The sequence below is a fragment of the Pseudomonas sp. PONIH3 genome (genome assembly GCF_002934345.1).
Classification (GTDB): domain Bacteria; phylum Pseudomonadota; class Gammaproteobacteria; order Pseudomonadales; family Pseudomonadaceae; genus Aquipseudomonas; species Aquipseudomonas soli.
On record NZ_CP026386.1, the window covers coordinates 5,227,307 to 5,243,551 of the forward strand.

The 16,245-nt window shown below is 63.4% G+C and carries 12 protein-coding genes, 1 rRNA gene and 1 pseudogene; 8 read left to right on the forward strand and 6 right to left on the reverse strand.

What is annotated here, in order from left to right; genetic code table 11:
* Positions 1 to 130: 130 nt before the first annotated feature.
* From C3F42_RS24210 to C3F42_RS24220, 3 genes and pseudogenes are all read left to right on the forward strand, one after another.
* Positions 131 to 2,119, forward strand: coding sequence for an FUSC family protein (locus C3F42_RS24210; RefSeq protein ID WP_094012555.1), 1,989 nt, complete (start codon positions 131 to 133; stop codon positions 2,117 to 2,119).
* Positions 2,106 to 2,312 carry a DUF1656 domain-containing protein gene (locus C3F42_RS24215; protein WP_023632903.1) on the forward strand — a complete coding sequence of 69 codons (207 nt, stop codon included), beginning with the start codon at positions 2,106 to 2,108 and terminating at the stop codon, positions 2,310 to 2,312. Before C3F42_RS24210 ends, C3F42_RS24215 begins: the two co-directional genes overlap by 14 nt.
* An 11-nt stretch (positions 2,313 to 2,323) precedes the next feature.
* A pseudogene (locus C3F42_RS24220) lies at positions 2,324 to 3,184 on the forward strand (efflux RND transporter periplasmic adaptor subunit).
* A gap of 108 nt (positions 3,185 to 3,292) precedes the next feature.
* Here the strand turns inward: C3F42_RS24220 and C3F42_RS24225 are convergent.
* Entirely contained in the window at positions 3,293 to 4,021 is a 729-nt protein-coding gene (locus C3F42_RS24225; protein ID WP_038706641.1) for an SDR family oxidoreductase, read from the reverse strand.
* Positions 4,022 to 4,122: 101 nt separating this feature from the next.
* On the opposite strand from C3F42_RS24225, the gene C3F42_RS24230 reads away from it, so the two are divergent.
* Positions 4,123 to 4,902 carry a LysR family transcriptional regulator gene (locus tag C3F42_RS24230; RefSeq protein WP_023633149.1) on the forward strand — a complete coding sequence of 260 codons (780 nt, stop codon included), beginning with the start codon at positions 4,123 to 4,125 and terminating at the stop codon, positions 4,900 to 4,902.
* A 21-nt stretch (positions 4,903 to 4,923) separates the two neighbouring features.
* Here C3F42_RS24230 and C3F42_RS24235 read toward each other — a convergent pair whose 3' ends face one another.
* Positions 4,924 to 5,682 (reverse strand): SDR family NAD(P)-dependent oxidoreductase, encoded by a 759-nt coding sequence (locus C3F42_RS24235; RefSeq protein WP_104445002.1) that lies wholly within the window; start codon positions 5,680 to 5,682, stop codon positions 4,924 to 4,926.
* A 114-nt stretch (positions 5,683 to 5,796) separates the two neighbouring features.
* Between C3F42_RS24235 and C3F42_RS24240 the strand changes: the two genes are divergently transcribed.
* Positions 5,797 to 6,714 carry a LysR family transcriptional regulator gene (locus C3F42_RS24240; RefSeq protein ID WP_038706639.1) on the forward strand — a complete coding sequence of 306 codons (918 nt, stop codon included), beginning with the start codon at positions 5,797 to 5,799 and terminating at the stop codon, positions 6,712 to 6,714.
* Here the strand turns inward: C3F42_RS24240 and C3F42_RS24245 are convergent.
* Positions 6,653 to 7,867, reverse strand: coding sequence for a GAF domain-containing sensor histidine kinase (locus C3F42_RS24245; protein WP_023629579.1), 1,215 nt, complete (start codon positions 7,865 to 7,867; stop codon positions 6,653 to 6,655). The genes C3F42_RS24240 and C3F42_RS24245 overlap by 62 nt on opposite strands.
* 183 nt (positions 7,868 to 8,050) lie before the next feature.
* Between C3F42_RS24245 and C3F42_RS24250 the strand changes: the two genes are divergently transcribed.
* The gene (locus tag C3F42_RS24250) at positions 8,051 to 8,371 is read left to right on the forward strand and encodes a DUF2025 family protein (protein ID WP_023629578.1); all 321 of its coding nucleotides are present in this window, start codon (positions 8,051 to 8,053) and stop codon (positions 8,369 to 8,371) included.
* Between the two features lie 15 nt (positions 8,372 to 8,386).
* Here the strand turns inward: C3F42_RS24250 and C3F42_RS24255 are convergent, their stop codons facing one another.
* Together C3F42_RS24255 and C3F42_RS24260 are read right to left on the reverse strand one after the other, a co-directional pair.
* Positions 8,387 to 10,969, reverse strand: coding sequence for an EAL domain-containing protein (locus C3F42_RS24255; protein WP_104445003.1), 2,583 nt, complete (start codon positions 10,967 to 10,969; stop codon positions 8,387 to 8,389).
* A gap of 52 nt (positions 10,970 to 11,021) precedes the next feature.
* Positions 11,022 to 12,098 carry a diguanylate cyclase gene (locus C3F42_RS24260; RefSeq protein WP_081941285.1) on the reverse strand — a complete coding sequence of 359 codons (1,077 nt, stop codon included), beginning with the start codon at positions 12,096 to 12,098 and terminating at the stop codon, positions 11,022 to 11,024.
* 125 nt (positions 12,099 to 12,223) lie between these two features.
* Here C3F42_RS24260 and C3F42_RS24265 point away from each other — a divergent pair, with 125 nt between their 5' ends.
* On the forward strand, positions 12,224 to 13,318 hold the full coding sequence (locus tag C3F42_RS24265) for an MBL fold metallo-hydrolase (protein WP_104445004.1): 1,095 nt from the start codon (positions 12,224 to 12,226) through the stop codon (positions 13,316 to 13,318).
* Here the strand turns inward: C3F42_RS24265 and C3F42_RS24270 are convergent.
* Complete coding sequence (locus C3F42_RS24270) at positions 13,315 to 14,190, reverse strand: formate/nitrite transporter family protein (RefSeq protein ID WP_104445005.1); 876 nt, start codon at positions 14,188 to 14,190, stop codon at positions 13,315 to 13,317. The genes C3F42_RS24265 and C3F42_RS24270 overlap by 4 nt on opposite strands.
* A 459-nt stretch (positions 14,191 to 14,649) precedes the next feature.
* Here C3F42_RS24270 and C3F42_RS24280 point away from each other — a divergent pair.
* Positions 14,650 to 16,186 (forward strand): 16S ribosomal RNA (locus tag C3F42_RS24280).
* The last annotated feature ends 59 nt before the right edge of the window (positions 16,187 to 16,245 follow it).

Genomic DNA, 16,245 nt, shown 5'->3' on the forward strand with positions numbered 1-16,245 from the left:
GCCCATTTTTTTGCCTGCGAAAATCTGTCCATCTAGATGATTAGCTAGCTAATTAATCGTTTGCGCTTTATCCTCTCTTTCGTTGTCTATCTTTCTTCCTATTATCCCCTGCGCGCCCAAGGTCCGTTTCGTGCCCATCACCTTCCAGGCCCTGTTTGCCCCCAGCAGCCTCGCCCTCAAGTTCGCCATCAAGACCTTGCTCGGTGGCGGCCTGGCGTTGTGGCTGGCGATGCGCTGGGGCCTGGAGCAACCGGCGTGGGCGCTGATGACCGCCTTCATCGTCGCCCAGCCGTTGTCGGGGATGGTGGTGCAGAAGGGCTTGGCGCGGTTGGCCGGCACCCTGGTCGGCACCTGCATGTCGGTGGTGTTCATCGGCCTGTTTGCCCAGACCCCGTGGCTGTTCCTGCTGACCCTGGCCTTGTGGCTGGCCCTGTGCACCGCTGCCTCGACCCAACTGCGCAGCGCCTGGGCCTACGCGTTCGTGCTGGCCGGCTACACCGTGGCGATCATCGCCCTCCCGGCGATCGACCATCCGCTGCAGGTATTCGACCAGGCCGTGGCGCGCTGCACCGAGATCTGCCTGGGCATCGTCTGCGCCACCCTAACCAGCGCGCTGCTCTGGCCAATGCGCGTGGAGCAGCAACTGGCCGGCCAGGCTCGCCAGGCTTGGCACAACGGCCTGCAGGCGGCCAGCGCCATGCTTGGGGGCGAAGACGAGGCACGCAGCGGCCTGCTAGACAGCCTCGGGCGCATCGTCGCCATTGATGCCCAGCGCGAACACGCCTGGTTCGAAGGCAGCCGCGGCCGCCAACGCGCCCGGGCGATCAGCGGCCTGAGCCAGTCACTGATGGTGCTTTTGCGCATCTCGCGCTCGGTGCGCAGACAGTGGCGCCAGCTTGAAGAGGGCGAAGCCAGGCATCTGGCGCCATGGCTGGAAGAGGTGCGCGCTCACCTGGCCAGCCCCGACCAGCCCAGCTTGCTGCTGTTGCGCCAGCGTGTCTGGGACGCCGCCCACGACGAGCGGATCAGCCCCGCCGAGCATTACTGCCTGGCGCGCCTGAGCTTGCTGCTGGACTACACGATGGCTTGCACCCAGGCCCTCGACGACGTCGAGCAGGGGCGGGCGCCAAGAAAGGCGACACAGAGCCTGGCAACTCATCGCGACCTGTCCCTTGCCCTGCTGTTCGGTTCGCGCAGCGCCCTGGCCTTCCTGGCCATGAGCAGTTTCTGGCTGGCCACGGCCTGGCCATCGGCGCCAGGCGGCCTGGTGCTCACCTGTGTGGTCTGCAGCCTGTTCGCCAGCCGCGAGAACGGCGCGCAGATCGGCCTGAGTTTCCTGCGCGGTATCCTCCTGGCCATCCCGGTGGCGTTCCTGGTGGGGCAGATCCTGCTGCCGCAATGGAGCAGCTTCGCCATGCTCTGCCTGGGCATGGGCGTGCCGCTGTTCTTCGGCGCACTGGGCATGGCCCATCCGCGTACCGGGGCGACTGCCACTTCCTATTGCCTGCACTTCATCGTTTTGGTGGCGCCGCTCAATGCCATGCATTTCGATGTGGCGACCATGCTCAACAGCGCCCAGGCCATGCTGCTGGGCGTGGGCGCCGCGGTAATGGCGTTCCGCTTGCTGGTGCTGCGCCACCCGGCCTGGCTTGGCCGGCGCCTGCGCGCGGCCACGCAAGGCGACCTGGTGCGCCTGACCCGGCGCGACCTGCGCGGCGCCGACAGCTGGTTCGGTGGGCGCATGGCCGACCGCCTGATGCAACTGGCGCGGCATGCCAGTGAGCTGCCCGAAGCCGAGCGCAAGCGCTGGGACGATGGCCTGCACGGTCTGGATATCGGTGACGAACTGGTGCACCTGCGCATGTGCCTGGCCGTGGCCAAGGCGCCGCTGGGCAATGCCGAGCGCCAGTACCTGCAGCAGTTGCAGGCGGTACTCGCCAGCGGCCCGGCGCCGGGGCGGGGCCAGCGCCTGGACGCCGCCAGTGAAGAGTTCATCGAGGCCCTGCGCCGCCAGCCGCCCAGTGACCCGCTGCGCCTGGCCATCGGCGCGGTGCTGCAATTGCGCAAGAGCTGGGGCAAGTGGTGCCGCTGGCAGGAGGAAGCCCATGGAGTTGCGTGAGTGGGCAGTGGGCGGCGTGCTGCTCAGCCCGTTTCTGATCTATGTGTTGCTGGCGCTGGTGCTCACCGGGCTGTTGCGCTTCGTCGTGCAGGCCACCCCCCTGGGGCGCTGGATCTGGCACGAGGCGTTGTTCGACGCGGCGCTGTTCGTCTGTGTGCTGTATGGGGTGGTGCGCCTGTCAGGCCCTTTGTAAGGAGTAAGTCCATGCGTACAGTCGTACGTACCCTGGTCACCTTGTGTGTGGTGATCCTCGCTGTTTTTGCCGGCTATCAACTGTGGCAGTACTACATGCTCACGCCCTGGACCCGGGATGCCCGGGTGCGTGCCGACGTGGTGGTGATCGCCCCAGACGTGTCTGGCTGGGTCAGCGCGTTGAAGGTGCATGACAACCAGCAGGTGAAGGCCGGCGAGCTGCTGATGAGCATCGACCGCGAACGCTTCCAGGCCGCCTTCGAGCAGGCCACCGCCGTGGTCGAGACGCGTACCCAGCAGTTGCGCCTGCGCGAGCGTGAGGCCGCCCGGCGCACTGCCCTGGGCCCTGAGGCGATCAGTGCCGAGTTGCGTGAGAACGCCCAGATCAACGCCGCTGTCGCCCGCGGCGAACTGCACGAGGCCGAGGCCCAGTTACAAGTGGCAAAGATCAACCTGGCCCGCAGCGAAGTCCGAGCCCCGCGCGGCGGGCATATCACCAATCTACGCCTGGCCGAGGGCAATTTCGTCAACACCGGGCAATCGGTGATGGCGCTGGTGGACGATGCCACTTTCTATATCCAGGCGTATTTCGAAGAAACCAAGCTGCCGCGGATTCGCGTCGGTGACCCGGTCAAGGTCTGGCTCATGGGTGCCGGCGATGCGATGCAAGGGCAGGTGGAAAGCATCAGCCGAGGGATCACCGACCGCAACTCGACGCCGGATGGGCAGTTGCTGCCCGAGGTGGAGCCAACGTTCAACTAGGTGCGGCTGGCGCAGCGCATTCCCGTGCGCATCCGCCTGGACCAGGTGCCCGAGGGCGTGACCCTGAGCGCCGGCATGACGGCGAGCGTGCAGGTGCATGAAACGCCTTGAAGGCGCAGGCCTGCGCCCACTGGATTGCGCATGACTTGAACCCGGTGCGGTCGGTGTGGGAGCCGGCTCGCCGGCGAACGGGGCGCATGGCGCCCCCGGTACTCAGCCTCAAGGCTGCTGGGCAGTCGCCGCCAGCACGATCTCGCGAATGCACACTTGCTGCGGCTGCTGGTAGGCCCAGACGATCGCCCCGGCGACATCTTCCGCCGACAGCACCACGCCGCCCATGTCATTGGCCTTCCACGCTTCGTAGTCGCGCTTGATGCCCTCGTCGGTGGTATGCCCGAGCAGCTCGGTCTCCACTGCGCCCGGCGCGATGGTCACCACCCGCACATTGTGCGGCGCCAACTCCTCGCGCAGGTTCTCCGACAACCCGTGCACGGCGAACTTGCTGCCTACGTAGGCCACATGGTTGGGGAAGGTCTTGCGTCCGGCCACCGAGCTGACATTGATCAGGGTGCCATGGCGCCGCTCGACCATCCCGCCGATCAGCGCGTGCACGCCGTTGAGCAGGCCTTTGACGTTGATGTCGAACATGCGCTCCCATTGTTCCGGGTCCTGTTCGTGCATCTGCCCCAGCAGCATCACCCCGGCATTGTTCACCAGGGCATCGGCCGGCCCGTACACGGCTTCGGCCTCGGCCACGGCGGCCACCAGCGCCGCGCGGTCACGGATATCCACGGCGCGGCACAGGCAATCGGGCAACGCCAGCGCCTCCAGGCGATCCAGGCGGCGGGCGATCAGCAACAGCGGATGGCCCGCGGCGGAAAAGCGTTGGGCGGTGGCGGCGCCGATGCCGGAGCTGGCGCCGGTGATAATGATCAGGGGTTTGTTCATGGTTGCCTCCCAGGCATAATCACTTTCGATGGCCAGGATTCTAGATAACCCTTTCGGCCATGAAAAACGGCTTATTTCTCTGGCTGGCATCGGTTCTATCTATGGATATCCGGCATCTCAAGGCTTTTATCGCGGTATTCGAAGCGCGCAACATCACTGTAGCCGCCCAGCGCCTGTGCGTGGCGCAGCCGACCTTGTCGGTGACTATCCGCCAGCTGGAGGATGACCTGGGCGCCGAGCTGTTCCTGCGTCAGGCCCGTGGGGTCGAAGTCAGCGAGCAGGCGCGTGAGCTGTATCCCCAGGCCTGTCGCATGGTGGCCGAGGCCGATGCGCTGCGCCTGCGCTTTCGCCAGGGGCAGGAGCGGATGCCTTTGGCCCTGGGCATCGAGGCGGACATCGCGCCGGCCCAGGTCGAGGCTTGCGTGCGCCTGGCCAACCAGGCGGTGGCGGGCCTGCAATTGACCTTGCTCGAAGGCTGCGACGGGGATGCGCGGCTGGCCGATGAGGCCCAGCGCTGCGAGGACGAACTGTTCCTGCCGTTGTGGGAGGAGGCCTTTGTGCTGGTGATGGCGACCGGCAGCCAGCCGGACGGGCGCTGGATCACCTGTCCGCAGCATCCTTCGCACCAGCGCCTGATGGGGTTGTACGGCGAAGGCGAGCAGGTTGGCCAGGCCGGTTCGTTGCAACTGGCGCTGGCCATGGTCGCCGCCGGGCTGGGCGCGGCATGGTTGCCGCAGTCCCTGGCCGAGCGCTGTCCCGGGGTCTACTGGCGGCCCGGCAGCGGCCTGGCACTGCGGCGCCGGATCGGCTTGTGCATCACCCATGAGGCTTTGTCACTCCCTGCCGTCGCCGCGCTGCACCAGGCCTTGAACAGAGCTTGAGCGCATTGCGCAGCGTGCGCCTCAGAGGAACATGCCCCCCGACACCTCCAGCCGCTGCCCGCTGATCCAGCCATTGCCATCTTCCAGCAACAGGGCGATGGCCGCGCCGATATCGTCGGGCAGGCCGACCCGGCCCAGCGCGGTGTTGCCAGCGATGTAGTCATTGACCTGCTGATTGTCACGCACCACGCCCCCGCCGAAATCGGTCTCGATGGCGCCCGGCGCGAGAATGTTCACCCGGATGCCGCGCGCGCCCAGTTCCTTGGCCTGGTAGCGGGTCAGTACTTCCATGGCGCCCTTCATGGCCGCATAGGCGGCATAGCCGGGCAGGGCGAAGCGGGTCAGGCCGGTGGAGATGTTGACGATGCGCCCGCCGTCGGCCAGCAGCGGCAGCAGGCGCTGGGTAAGGAAGAACGGGCCTTTGAGCTGGATGTTCAGCAACTGGTCGAACTGCGCCTCGCTGGTCTCGCTGAATGGCACTTTCAGGCCGATGCCGGCGTTGTTCACCAGGAAGTCCAGCTGACGGCGGCCGAACTGCTGTTCGAGGGTGTCGCCCAGGCGTTCGACGAAACCTGCGAAGCTGACGCTGTCGCTGACGTCCAGTGGCAGCATGGCGGCGCGCACGCCGGCCTGCTCCAGCGTGGCCGCAACGGCGCGGGCTTCGTCGGCCTTGCTGTGGTAGGTGCCGATGATGTCGATGCCACGGGCGGCCAGGTGTTCGGCGGTGTTCTTGCCCAGGCCGCGGCTGGCGCCGGTGATCAGTGCGATCTTGCGAGTCATGTCGGATACCTCGTTATGGCTGGCTGTTGCGGACAGGTTATTGATCGTGGATAGGCTGTTAAATCCACGGATTCCGGAAATACTGTTCGTATAAATCGGACAATGAGGATGGGTATGAACAAGCTGGATCTGCTGCGTACCTTTGTCAGGGTCAGCGAACTGAGCAGTTTCACCTTGGCCGGCGAAAGCCTGGGGCTGCCGCGCTCGACTGTCTCCGAACAGGTGCGGGCGCTGGAAAACCTGCTCGGCACGCGCCTGCTCAACCGCACCACGCGCCGGGTGCGCACGACCCAGGACGGCGCCTTGCTGTACGAGCGCAGCAAGGACCTGTTGTCGGGCATGGATGAGATTGAAAGCCTGTTCAGCGCCGACGACGCCGAGCTGGCCGGGCGTCTGCGGATCGACCTGCCTACCATGATGGCGCGACGGGTCATCGTGCCGGCGCTGCCGCGGTTTCTCGAGCGTTTCCCGCGCCTGGACGTGGAGATCAGTTGCACCGACCGCCAGGTCGACCTGCTGCGCGAAGGTTTTGACTGCGTGATGCGCATCGGCATGCTCAGCGACCTGGATGTGGTAGCGCGCCCGGTTGGGCGGCTGAGCATGCGCAACTGCGCCAGCCCCGCCTATCTAGAGCGGCATGGCCTACCCCGCAGCCTGGAGGACCTGGCCGACCATAGATTGGTCCACTACGTGCGCAACCTCGGCGCGCGCAGTGCCGGATTCGAATACGAGCAGGGCGGCGAACTGCGCTTCCAGGCCATGGCCGGCGTGGTCACGGTGAACAATGCAGAGGCCTATTCCGCTGCCTGTCTTGCTGGGCTCGGTCTGATTCAGGTGCCGGCGGTAGGCGTCGACGAGCATCTGCGTGACGGTGAACTGGTGTCGCTGCTCGAGCCCTGGCAGGCGCGGGCCATGCCGGTTTCGCTGTTGTATGCGCGGCAGCGCCATGTGCCGCGCCGGGTCCAGGCGTTCATGAACTGGCTCTCGGTGCTGCTGGAGTCGCAGGTCGATCCGCCGGCAGGTGAACACTGAACAGCGTGCCCGCCTCGGCACTGGACGTCACCTCCATGTGACCGCCGTGGGCCAGGGCGATCTGCTTGGCGATGTACAGGCCCAGCCCCAGGCCTGCCTGGGGCGCGCCGGAGATCGGTCGGGTGAAGGGCTCGAACAGCAGGGGTAGGGTTTGTGGGTCTATCGGCGTGCCCTGGTTGTGCACGCTAAGGTCGAACGTATTGTCGCTGAGGGTCGCACGCACGGTGACCGGGCCCTGTGGATCGCCATGAAGCAGGGCATTGGCTATCAGGTTGGACAACAGTTGCGTGATCCGTTCGCGGTCACACAACAGTCCTCCAACTTGGCCAATGTCAAGGATGATGCGCCGTCGCGGGTGCACACGCTGCAGTTCGGAGGCCACATGGCCGAGGGCTTCGGGCAGATCGTGGCAAGGCTGCAAGTTCAAAGGGATCCCCGCACCGAGGCGGCCACGGGCAAAGTCCAGCATATCGCGCACCAGTTCGGTGGCTCGCCGGCCGCAGGTACGGATATGCAGGGCGATAGCACGTTGTTTGTCGTCCACCAGCCGTTGGCTGAGCAATTCGGCACCGGCAGTGATGGCGAACAGCGGGTTGCGCAGGTCGTGTCCGAGTACCGCAATGAACTGCTCACGGACCTCGGCCATGGCGCGCTCTTTGTGCAGGGCACGCTCAGTGCGCTGGGCGCTTTCCTCGCTTTCGATCTGGATGGCCAGCAGGCGGGCGAACGATTCCATCATTGGCTGGATTGCCGTGCCTTTGAGTTGCGTTGGCTGGGCGTCCAGGGCACAGATGGTACCGAAGAAGCTGCCGTCGGTACGTAGCACCGGAACTGAAATGTAGCTTTCGAAGCGATACTGGTGCGGGGCGTGGTGGCGGCAGTACTGCTCATCCTCGCTGGCCTTGTCGATGATGATGGTCTGGCGTGTACTGCGGATTTCGTGGCACAGCGTGGAGGCGACCTCGAGTTCACCGCCTACTTCGAGGCCGAATCCCAGGGTGTCGAGCACCGCGCAGGCCGTCCAGCTGCTTTCGGTCACCCGGGCCACGGCGGCAAAGCGCAGGCCCGTGGTCTCGCAGATGACCTGGAGGATGGCCGGCACGGCGTTGATGCGACCAATGATGGCGATGTCGGCGGTGACGGCCTGGGTCATGAGGGGCGGATCCGATAACGACGAAGGGGCTCGAAAATCCAGTCTAGCGGGCCTTGGCGCGATGGGTGAAAAACCTTGGCGAACGGTCTGGCACTTGGGTTAGGCTGGCACTTGCGCGTTGCCCGCCAGAGGCGACCGCCCCCTCTGCGTGCGTCACTTCCGAATTCTTTGCGAGGTTACGCCATGGCCATCACATCCCAGGACATCTGCATCGCCGCCGACCAGCTCAAGGGCTTCGTCGGCTTTCACGGCAAACGCGGCACCCATATCGTGCGGTTTTCAGAGGACGCGTTCGGCATGGACGTGGCCGACGACAGCATCACGCCCTGCAGCGAGTTCGTCTGGCGGCCCGAGGCTGATGCACGCATGGCGCTGTGCCGAGAGCGCCTGGCGTTGCTGCTGGAACAGCATGTGGATGACAGGTTAAATATCGGCGAGCCGTTGCGCATCTACCTCAACCGTACCGATTTGCCCGAGATTGTCGCTGAGCGCAACCTGCGTTGAGCCTGGGCAGTGCATTCAGGACGCATCCTGGCGAACTTCCCGGTTAGCCAGCAGCGCCTCGAACGCGGCCCGGTCCACCGGCCTGCTCAAGTAGTAGCCCTGCACCTCATGGCACTGCTCCTTGTCCAGCGCCTTCAATTGCTGCTCGGTCTCCACGCCCTCGGCGGTCACGGTCAGCCCCATGGCCTTGCCGAGGTTGATGATCGCCTGGACCACGGCCCGGTCGTTGCCGCTCTGGCTGCTCAATCCGGCGATGAAGCGCTTGTCTATCTTGATGCTGTCGAAGGGGTAGGTGCGCAGGTAGCCCAGTGACGAGTAGCCGGTGCCGAAGTCGTCCATGTTCAGGCGCACGCCCAGTTCCTTGAGCGCGAGCATGGTGCCCAGGGCGCCTTCGATGTCGTTGAGCATCACGTTCTCGGTGATTTCCAGCTCCAGGCGCTGGGCGGGGAATCCGGTGTCCAGCAACACCTGGCGCACATCGGCGACCACATCGCTACGGGAGAACTGCGCGGGCGACAGGTTGACCGAGACCAGCAGCTCTTCGGGCCAGTCACGGGCATTGCGGCAGGCTTCTTCGAGCACCCAGCGGCCCAGCGGGACGATCAGGTCGCTCTGTTCGGCCAAGGGAATGAAGGTGTCTGGCCCGATAAGCCCTTCCTGGGGATGCTCCCAGCGCAAAAGAGCTTCCACCGAAACAATGCGCAGATCGTCCAGGCGGTAGCGTGGCTGGTAGTGCAGCACGAACTCGTGCTGCTTGATCGCCCGGCGCAGGTCGTTTTCCAGCTGGCGGCGGTACTGGATCTGCTGGTTCATTTCCGGCGAGAAGTAGCGCCAGGTGTTCTTGCCGTCGGCCTTGGCCTGGTACAGGGCAATGTCGGCGCAACGGATCAGTTCGCCGGCATCGTAGCCCTGTGCCCGGGTCTGGGCGATGCCGATGCTGGCGCCGATGTGCAACTGGTGCTCCTCGAAACCGATGGGTTGTTGCAACAGGTCGAGCAGGCGTGCGCAGAAGCGGTCGATCTCGCTGCGGTTGTCCAGGCCATGCAGGGCCAGGACGAACTCATCGCCACCCAGGCGGGCAACCAGGTCATCGTCGCGGGTAGTATCGCGCAGGCGGCTGGCCACTTCCTGCAACACCGCATCGCCGGCGGGGTGGCCGAGGGAGTCGTTGATCGGCTTGAAGCTGTCCAGGTCGAGCAGCAACAGCGTCAGCGGCGGCGAGTCGCTGCCGCGCAGCAGGGCTTGTTCGAGATGGCGCGAGAGTTTGTTGCGATTTGCCAGGCCCGTCAGGGCGTCGTGCATCGACAGGTGCTGGATGCGGGCATGGGCGGCAACCTCGTCGGTGATGTCGCTGGCGGTGCCGCGAAACCCGGCGAGCTTGCCTTCATAGATGATCGAGCGCGCCGACACACGGCAGTAACGGTTCTGCCCGGTGGCGTCATCGTAGTTGCAACGCAGGTTGGCCAGTTGCTGCGTGTCGCTGTCGGCCTCGTTGTCGAGCCAGGGCAGCAGGGGCGTGGTGTCGCAGGCCAGCAACTGGTTGAGCGGCTGGCCTAGCCAGTCCTCGATGCGGTAGCCGGTGACGCTGACGAAGCGCTGCGACAGGTAGGTCAGGCGGTGATGGCGGTCGGTTTCCCAGATCCAGTCGGAGGCGGCTTCGGCCACTGCGCGAAAGCGCTGCTCGCTGGCCTCCAGGGCGCGGTTGCTCTGCTGCAATCGCAGCAGGCTTTCATCTATTGCCCGGGAACTGCGCAGGGCGTGGCGGAACAGGTAGAGCAGCACCAGGCCAAGCATCAGGAATACCGCCAACAGCGGCGGCAGGAAGGCATGGAGCAGTTGGCGGCCCGGCAACGGCGTGTTCCATACCAGGTGATAACCGGTTTCGCCGAGGGCGATATGCGGTTGTCCGGCCTCAGCGACGGTGCTTTTCTCCAGGCGCATGCCGGTCAAACCCGCGCCTTTGCCCAGAACTGCGAGCTTGGTTTCGGTCAGCTGGTCGACGAACACCATCACCGGCGCCTGTTTTACATCAGCCTCGGTCACTTCCTTGTCCGGGCGTACTGCCGCGGCGCTGAGCACTGCGGGCCAGCCGTTGAAGCGTACGAAGTGGGTTACCTGCTCGCGGGCCGGTGCTGCCCTGCGCGCCGCGTCGATGATTGCCGCCAGGGGGCTGTCGATATGGGCGCTAGCCGGCGAGTCGGTGGGGTTGCCCTTGAACAGGGCGTAGGTGGTGCGCTCATCCTCGACCACGAACACACCTTCGTAGCCGCTGGCGCTGTACAGCGACTCACCGACGTTCTTTTCGTCATATGCCCACTGCCAGTCGACCTTGCCTACCAGATGTGCGTAGGCGGCGTCCCAGACTGCGTAGCTGGAGAGGAACTGGCGCGAGGCCACCAGCCGTTGTTCCAGTGCCTGAGAGGCCTGGAAGGTGCTTTGCTGCAGCGCCTGGCGGTCCAGCGTGGTGGCGATGTTGAACAATGCCACCAGGGTGAACACGCAGGCGAGCCCGAACAGCGCGCAGAAACCGCCCACCAGGCGGCGCACCTGCAGGCGCGAGGTGGGTCTGGAGGATGAAAGGTCGACGTTCCTGTCCATGTACGGGCGACTCCTTCAACTGCTGTCTTGCGCCCGAGGCCTGGGCGAAGGTTCAGTCAGGATAGGCCAGCCTGAGCGTGGCGGCCTCGCCGCGAGCGAAATTGACCTGGTCGCGCCCCTGGTGCTTGGCGGCATACAGGGCCTTGTCGGCCTGTTCCAGCCAGTGCTCCGGTGAGGCGAGGCCCGGACGGAAGTCGGCCAGGCCGATGCTCAGGCTGATGCGCAAGCCCGGCAAGTGCGGGTTGCGGTAGGCGGCCACGTGTTCGCGCAGGCGCTCCATGGCCTGGCAGGCCTGGGCTTCGTGGGTGCCGGGGAGGATTACGCAGAACTCGTCGCCGCCATAGCGCCCGGCCAGGTCGTCTTCGCGCAAGCTGCGCTTGAGCTCCTGGCTGAGTTGGCGCAGCACGCAGTCGCCGACCACATGGCCGTAGGTATCGTTGATGGTCTTGAAGTGGTCGATGTCGATCAGCGCGATGACCGCCGGCAGCCTTTGCTGCTGGCAGATCTGGAACTTGAGCAGCAGCAGGTCTTTCCACGAGCCATGGTTGAGCAGGCCGGTCAGGCTGTCGGTACGGCTCAGGGCGCTGAGGCGGCGCTTGTGTTCGGTCAGCTTGATCGCCAGCTGATAGCACACCCAGCCCAGGGCCAGGGGGTAGAGGGTCAGCATCGGCAGGCAGGCGAGGACCTGCAACTGCGTGGCCTGTGTCTGCAGGCCTGTGCCGAGCAGCGCGGTGGCCAGGAGCATGCCGCACAGCTGCGCAAACAGGCCGCGTAGCAGCACGCGTTTGCCACCGGCGGCGACGTTGTTCATGGTCATCATCGACAGGATGGTGACGCTGGGTAGCGGGTTGAAGTGGATAGCCGCGGTCCAGAAACCGCCCATCAGCGAATCCAGCAGGATGTTGCGCTGCTCGGCCTGGTAGGGAGTGGCCGAGCGCAGGGCCCACAGGTAGGCCACATGTGGCCAGACCAGGCCATTGAGCAACAGCAAGGCCCAGGCCCAGGTCGGTGGGTTCAGCGGGGAGATGGCGGCCATCACGGCGAACAGGCCGATCCCCAGGCCGATGATGCGCGGCAGGTAGATGCGCCTGACGAAAGAGAGCCCCTTGCCGCTGCGGTTGTCGATCATGGTTATCGTTCTTCTGTGGAGCGCCGTTTATCGCATAAGTAATGTGAATATTGTTGAACAATCCTTCATCGGCGAAAAATGACCTTGCAAGCCATTTCACGGTTGATCCGACCCTGTGGAGTAATATGAAGGCTTTCCTCTTTTGCGGAGTGCTGCTGCTCATGGTCCCCATGGCTATCCCCGCTGGCGAGCCGGCACCGCAGCGTGACGGACGCTTTCTCAACCAGGTCGAACTGCCCAAGGATGGCGTGCTCAAGAAGCTGCGCATCGGCGTCAAGTACCTGTTGCTGCGCAAGCCACCGCAAACACGACCGGATGCGGCGCTGACCCTCCAGCCGATGACCCGCCAGCAGGTGGCTGACGCACCGGATCACAGCCTGTGGCGCCTCGGCCATTCCACCGTGCTGCTCAAGTTGCGCGGGCGCTTCTTCATTACCGACCCGGTGTTCGCCGAGCGCGCCTCGCCGGTGCAATGGGCCGGGCCGTTACGCTTCCATGCGCCGCCGCTGGCGCTGAGCGACCTGCCGCCACTGACTGCGGTGATTCTCTCCCACGACCATTACGACCATCTGGATGAGCAGGCCATCCGCCAACTGGCACCGCGCACCGAGCATTTCCTAGCACCGTTGGGCGTGGGGGACCTGCTCATCGAGTGGGGCGTGCCACCGGCCAAGGTGCGGCAACTGGACTGGTGGCGGGAAACCGAAGTCGAAGGGGTTCGCTTCGTCGCCACGCCTGCCCAGCATTTTTCCGGGCGCGGGCTGTTCGACAGCAACCGCAGACTCTGGGCGTCCTGGGTGATGATCGACGAAGGGCTGCGGCTGTTCTTCAGTGGCGATACCGGCTATTTCGACGGTTTCCGTGAAATCGGCGAGCAGTATGGGCCGTTCGACCTGACCCTGATGGAGACTGGCGCCTATAACTTTGCCTGGCCCAATGTGCACATGCAGCCGGAACAGACTCTGCAGGCGCACCTGGACTTGCGAGGTCGCTGGCTGTTGCCGATTCATAACGGCACCTTCGACCTGTCCATCCACGGTTGGCAGGAGCCCTTCGAGCGTATCCTGGCCCTGGCCAATACCGCCCAGGTGCAACTGAGCACGCCGCAGATGGGCGAGCGGGTCAGCCTCGACTCGCCGCACCCCGGGCAGAACTGGTGGCGGCCACGGCCATTGCCGCGGCGGGGCAGGGGAGCCGAACGGGCGGTTGCGGCGCGCTAGTCCCTGGTCTGTTTGTCGTCCTTCAATAGCTTCGAGGGAGGCTTGCCGCTGTCGCTGCGTACCTGGGCGTGGCTGATCAGGGCGAAGATGAAGCTGCCGCCGATGATGTTGCCCGCCAGGGTGGGCAATGCGAAGTCGAGCCAGAACGCTTGCCAGGTTTCATCGCCGGCCCAGACCAGGTACGACACCTCCACCGAGCCCACGACAATGTGGGTGAAGTCGCCGAGGGCCATCAGGTAGGTGATCACCAGGATGATCCAGATCTTGGCGTGCTCCATGGACGGGATCATCCAGACCATGGTGGCGATCATCCACCCGGAGACGATGCCCTTGGCGAACATCTGGCTGATGTCGTTGGTCATCACCTTGCGGCCCACCTCAAGGAAGGCGATGTCGGTCTTGCTGTCGAAGATCGGCAGTTCGAGCATCACCCAGGCCACCAGCAGCGTGCCGGCCAGGTTGCCGAGCAGGACGACGCACCACAGGCGCAGCAGCCGGCCGAGATTGCTCAGGGTGGGCGCGGTCATCACCGGGAGCACGGCGGTCAGGGTGTTCTCGGTGAACAGTTGCTGGCGGGCGAGGATCACCGCCAGGAAGCCTGCGCTGTAGCCCAGGCTGGCAACTACCTGGGCGCTGTCGCCTTCGGGCAGGCGGGCATAGAACAGCCCCATGGCCATCAATGACAGGCCCATGGTCAGACCTGCCGCCAGCGCGGACCACCACAAGGCGGCGAGGGTGCGCTCCAGTTCCTGGTCGCCCTGGTAGCGGATGATCTCGTGCAAGACAGCCGCCCGCGGCGGCTGGTTGTGGCTGACTTCCTGCTCTTCGTCCGCCGATAGCCCCGGGGTCTTCTCATTCTGTGCATCGCTCATGGCAAAGCCGCTCCGCTTGCGTGTTTCTCTACAGAGCGGCAACCGTGGCGAATAGTTGCCGACGTGCCGCCGGATGGTGATCGAAAGTTTTTTCAGATCAAGGTGTTGACTCTGAAATCAAACCGCGTATTATTCGCCTCCTCGCAGCGTTGAACGCCACGAGGCAAGCGGTAAGTTGTTGAGGTAGAAGGTCTTTTGCAAAAAGCAGCTTCTGAAAAACTTCAAAATAAACGCTTGACAGCAAATGAGGAAAGCGTAGAATGCGCGCCTCGGTTGAGACGAAACGCTCTTAACCAAACGCTCTTTAACAAATTGAATCAAGCAATTCGTGTGGGTGCTTGTGAGTATGGACTGATAGTCGCCAAGATTATCAGCATCACAAGTGGCCATGCGAGAAATCACATAGTCATTTGAGATTGCTGAGCCAAGTTTAGGGTTTCTAAAAACCCAAGCAGTATTGAACTGAAGAGTTTGATCATGGCTCAGATTGAACGCTGGCGGCAGGCCTAACACATGCAAGTCGAGCGGATGACGGGAGCTTGCTCCTTGATTCAGCGGCGGACGGGTGAGTAATGCCTAGGAATCTGCCTGGTAGTGGGGGACAACGTTTCGAAAGGAACGCTAATACCGCATACGTCCTACGGGAGAAAGCAGGGGACCTTCGGGCCTTGCGCTATCAGATGAGCCTAGGTCGGATTAGCTAGTAGGTGAGGTAATGGCTCACCTAGGCGACGATCCGTAACTGGTCTGAGAGGATGATCAGTCACACTGGAACTGAGACACGGTCCAGACTCCTACGGGAGGCAGCAGTGGGGAATATTGGACAATGGGCGAAAGCCTGATCCAGCCATGCCGCGTGTGTGAAGAAGGTCTTCGGATTGTAAAGCACTTTAAGTTGGGAGGAAGGGTTGTACGTTAATACCGTGCAATTTTGACGTTACCGACAGAATAAGCACCGGCTAACTCTGTGCCAGCAGCCGCGGTAATACAGAGGGTGCAAGCGTTAATCGGAATTACTGGGCGTAAAGCGCGCGTAGGTGGTTCGTTAAGTTGGATGTGAAAGCCCCGGGCTCAACCTGGGAACTGCATCCAAAACTGGCGAGCTAGAGTATGGTAGAGGGTGGTGGAATTTCCTGTGTAGCGGTGAAATGCGTAGATATAGGAAGGAACACCAGTGGCGAAGGCGACCACCTGGACTGATACTGACACTGAGGTGCGAAAGCGTGGGGAGCAAACAGGATTAGATACCCTGGTAGTCCACGCCGTAAACGATGTCAACTAGCCGTTGGAATCCTTGAGATTTTAGTGGCGCAGCTAACGCATTAAGTTGACCGCCTGGGGAGTACGGCCGCAAGGTTAAAACTCAAATGAATTGACGGGGGCCCGCACAAGCGGTGGAGCATGTGGTTTAATTCGAAGCAACGCGAAGAACCTTACCAGGCCTTGACATGCAGAGAACTTTCCAGAGATGGATTGGTGCCTTCGGGAACTCTGACACAGGTGCTGCATGGCTGTCGTCAGCTCGTGTCGTGAGATGTTGGGTTAAGTCCCGTAACGAGCGCAACCCTTGTCCTTAGTTACCAGCACGTTATGGTGGGCACTCTAAGGAGACTGCCGGTGACAAACCGGAGGAAGGTGGGGATGACGTCAAGTCATCATGGCCCTTACGGCCTGGGCTACACACGTGCTACAATGGTCGGTACAGAGGGTTGCCAAGCCGCGAGGTGGAGCTAATCTCACAAAACCGATCGTAGTCCGGATCGCAGTCTGCAACTCGACTGCGTGAAGTCGGAATCGCTAGTAATCGCAAATCAGAATGTTGCGGTGAATACGTTCCCGGGCCTTGTACACACCGCCCGTCACACCATGGGAGTGGGTTGCACCAGAAGTAGCTAGTCTAACCTTCGGGAGGACGGTTACCACGGTGTGATTCATGACTGGGGTGAAGTCGTAACAAGGTAGCCGTAGGGGAACCTGCGGCTGGATCACCTCCTTAATCGAAGACATCAGCCTGCTGATGAGCTCCCACACGAATTGCTTGATTCATTGTGTAAA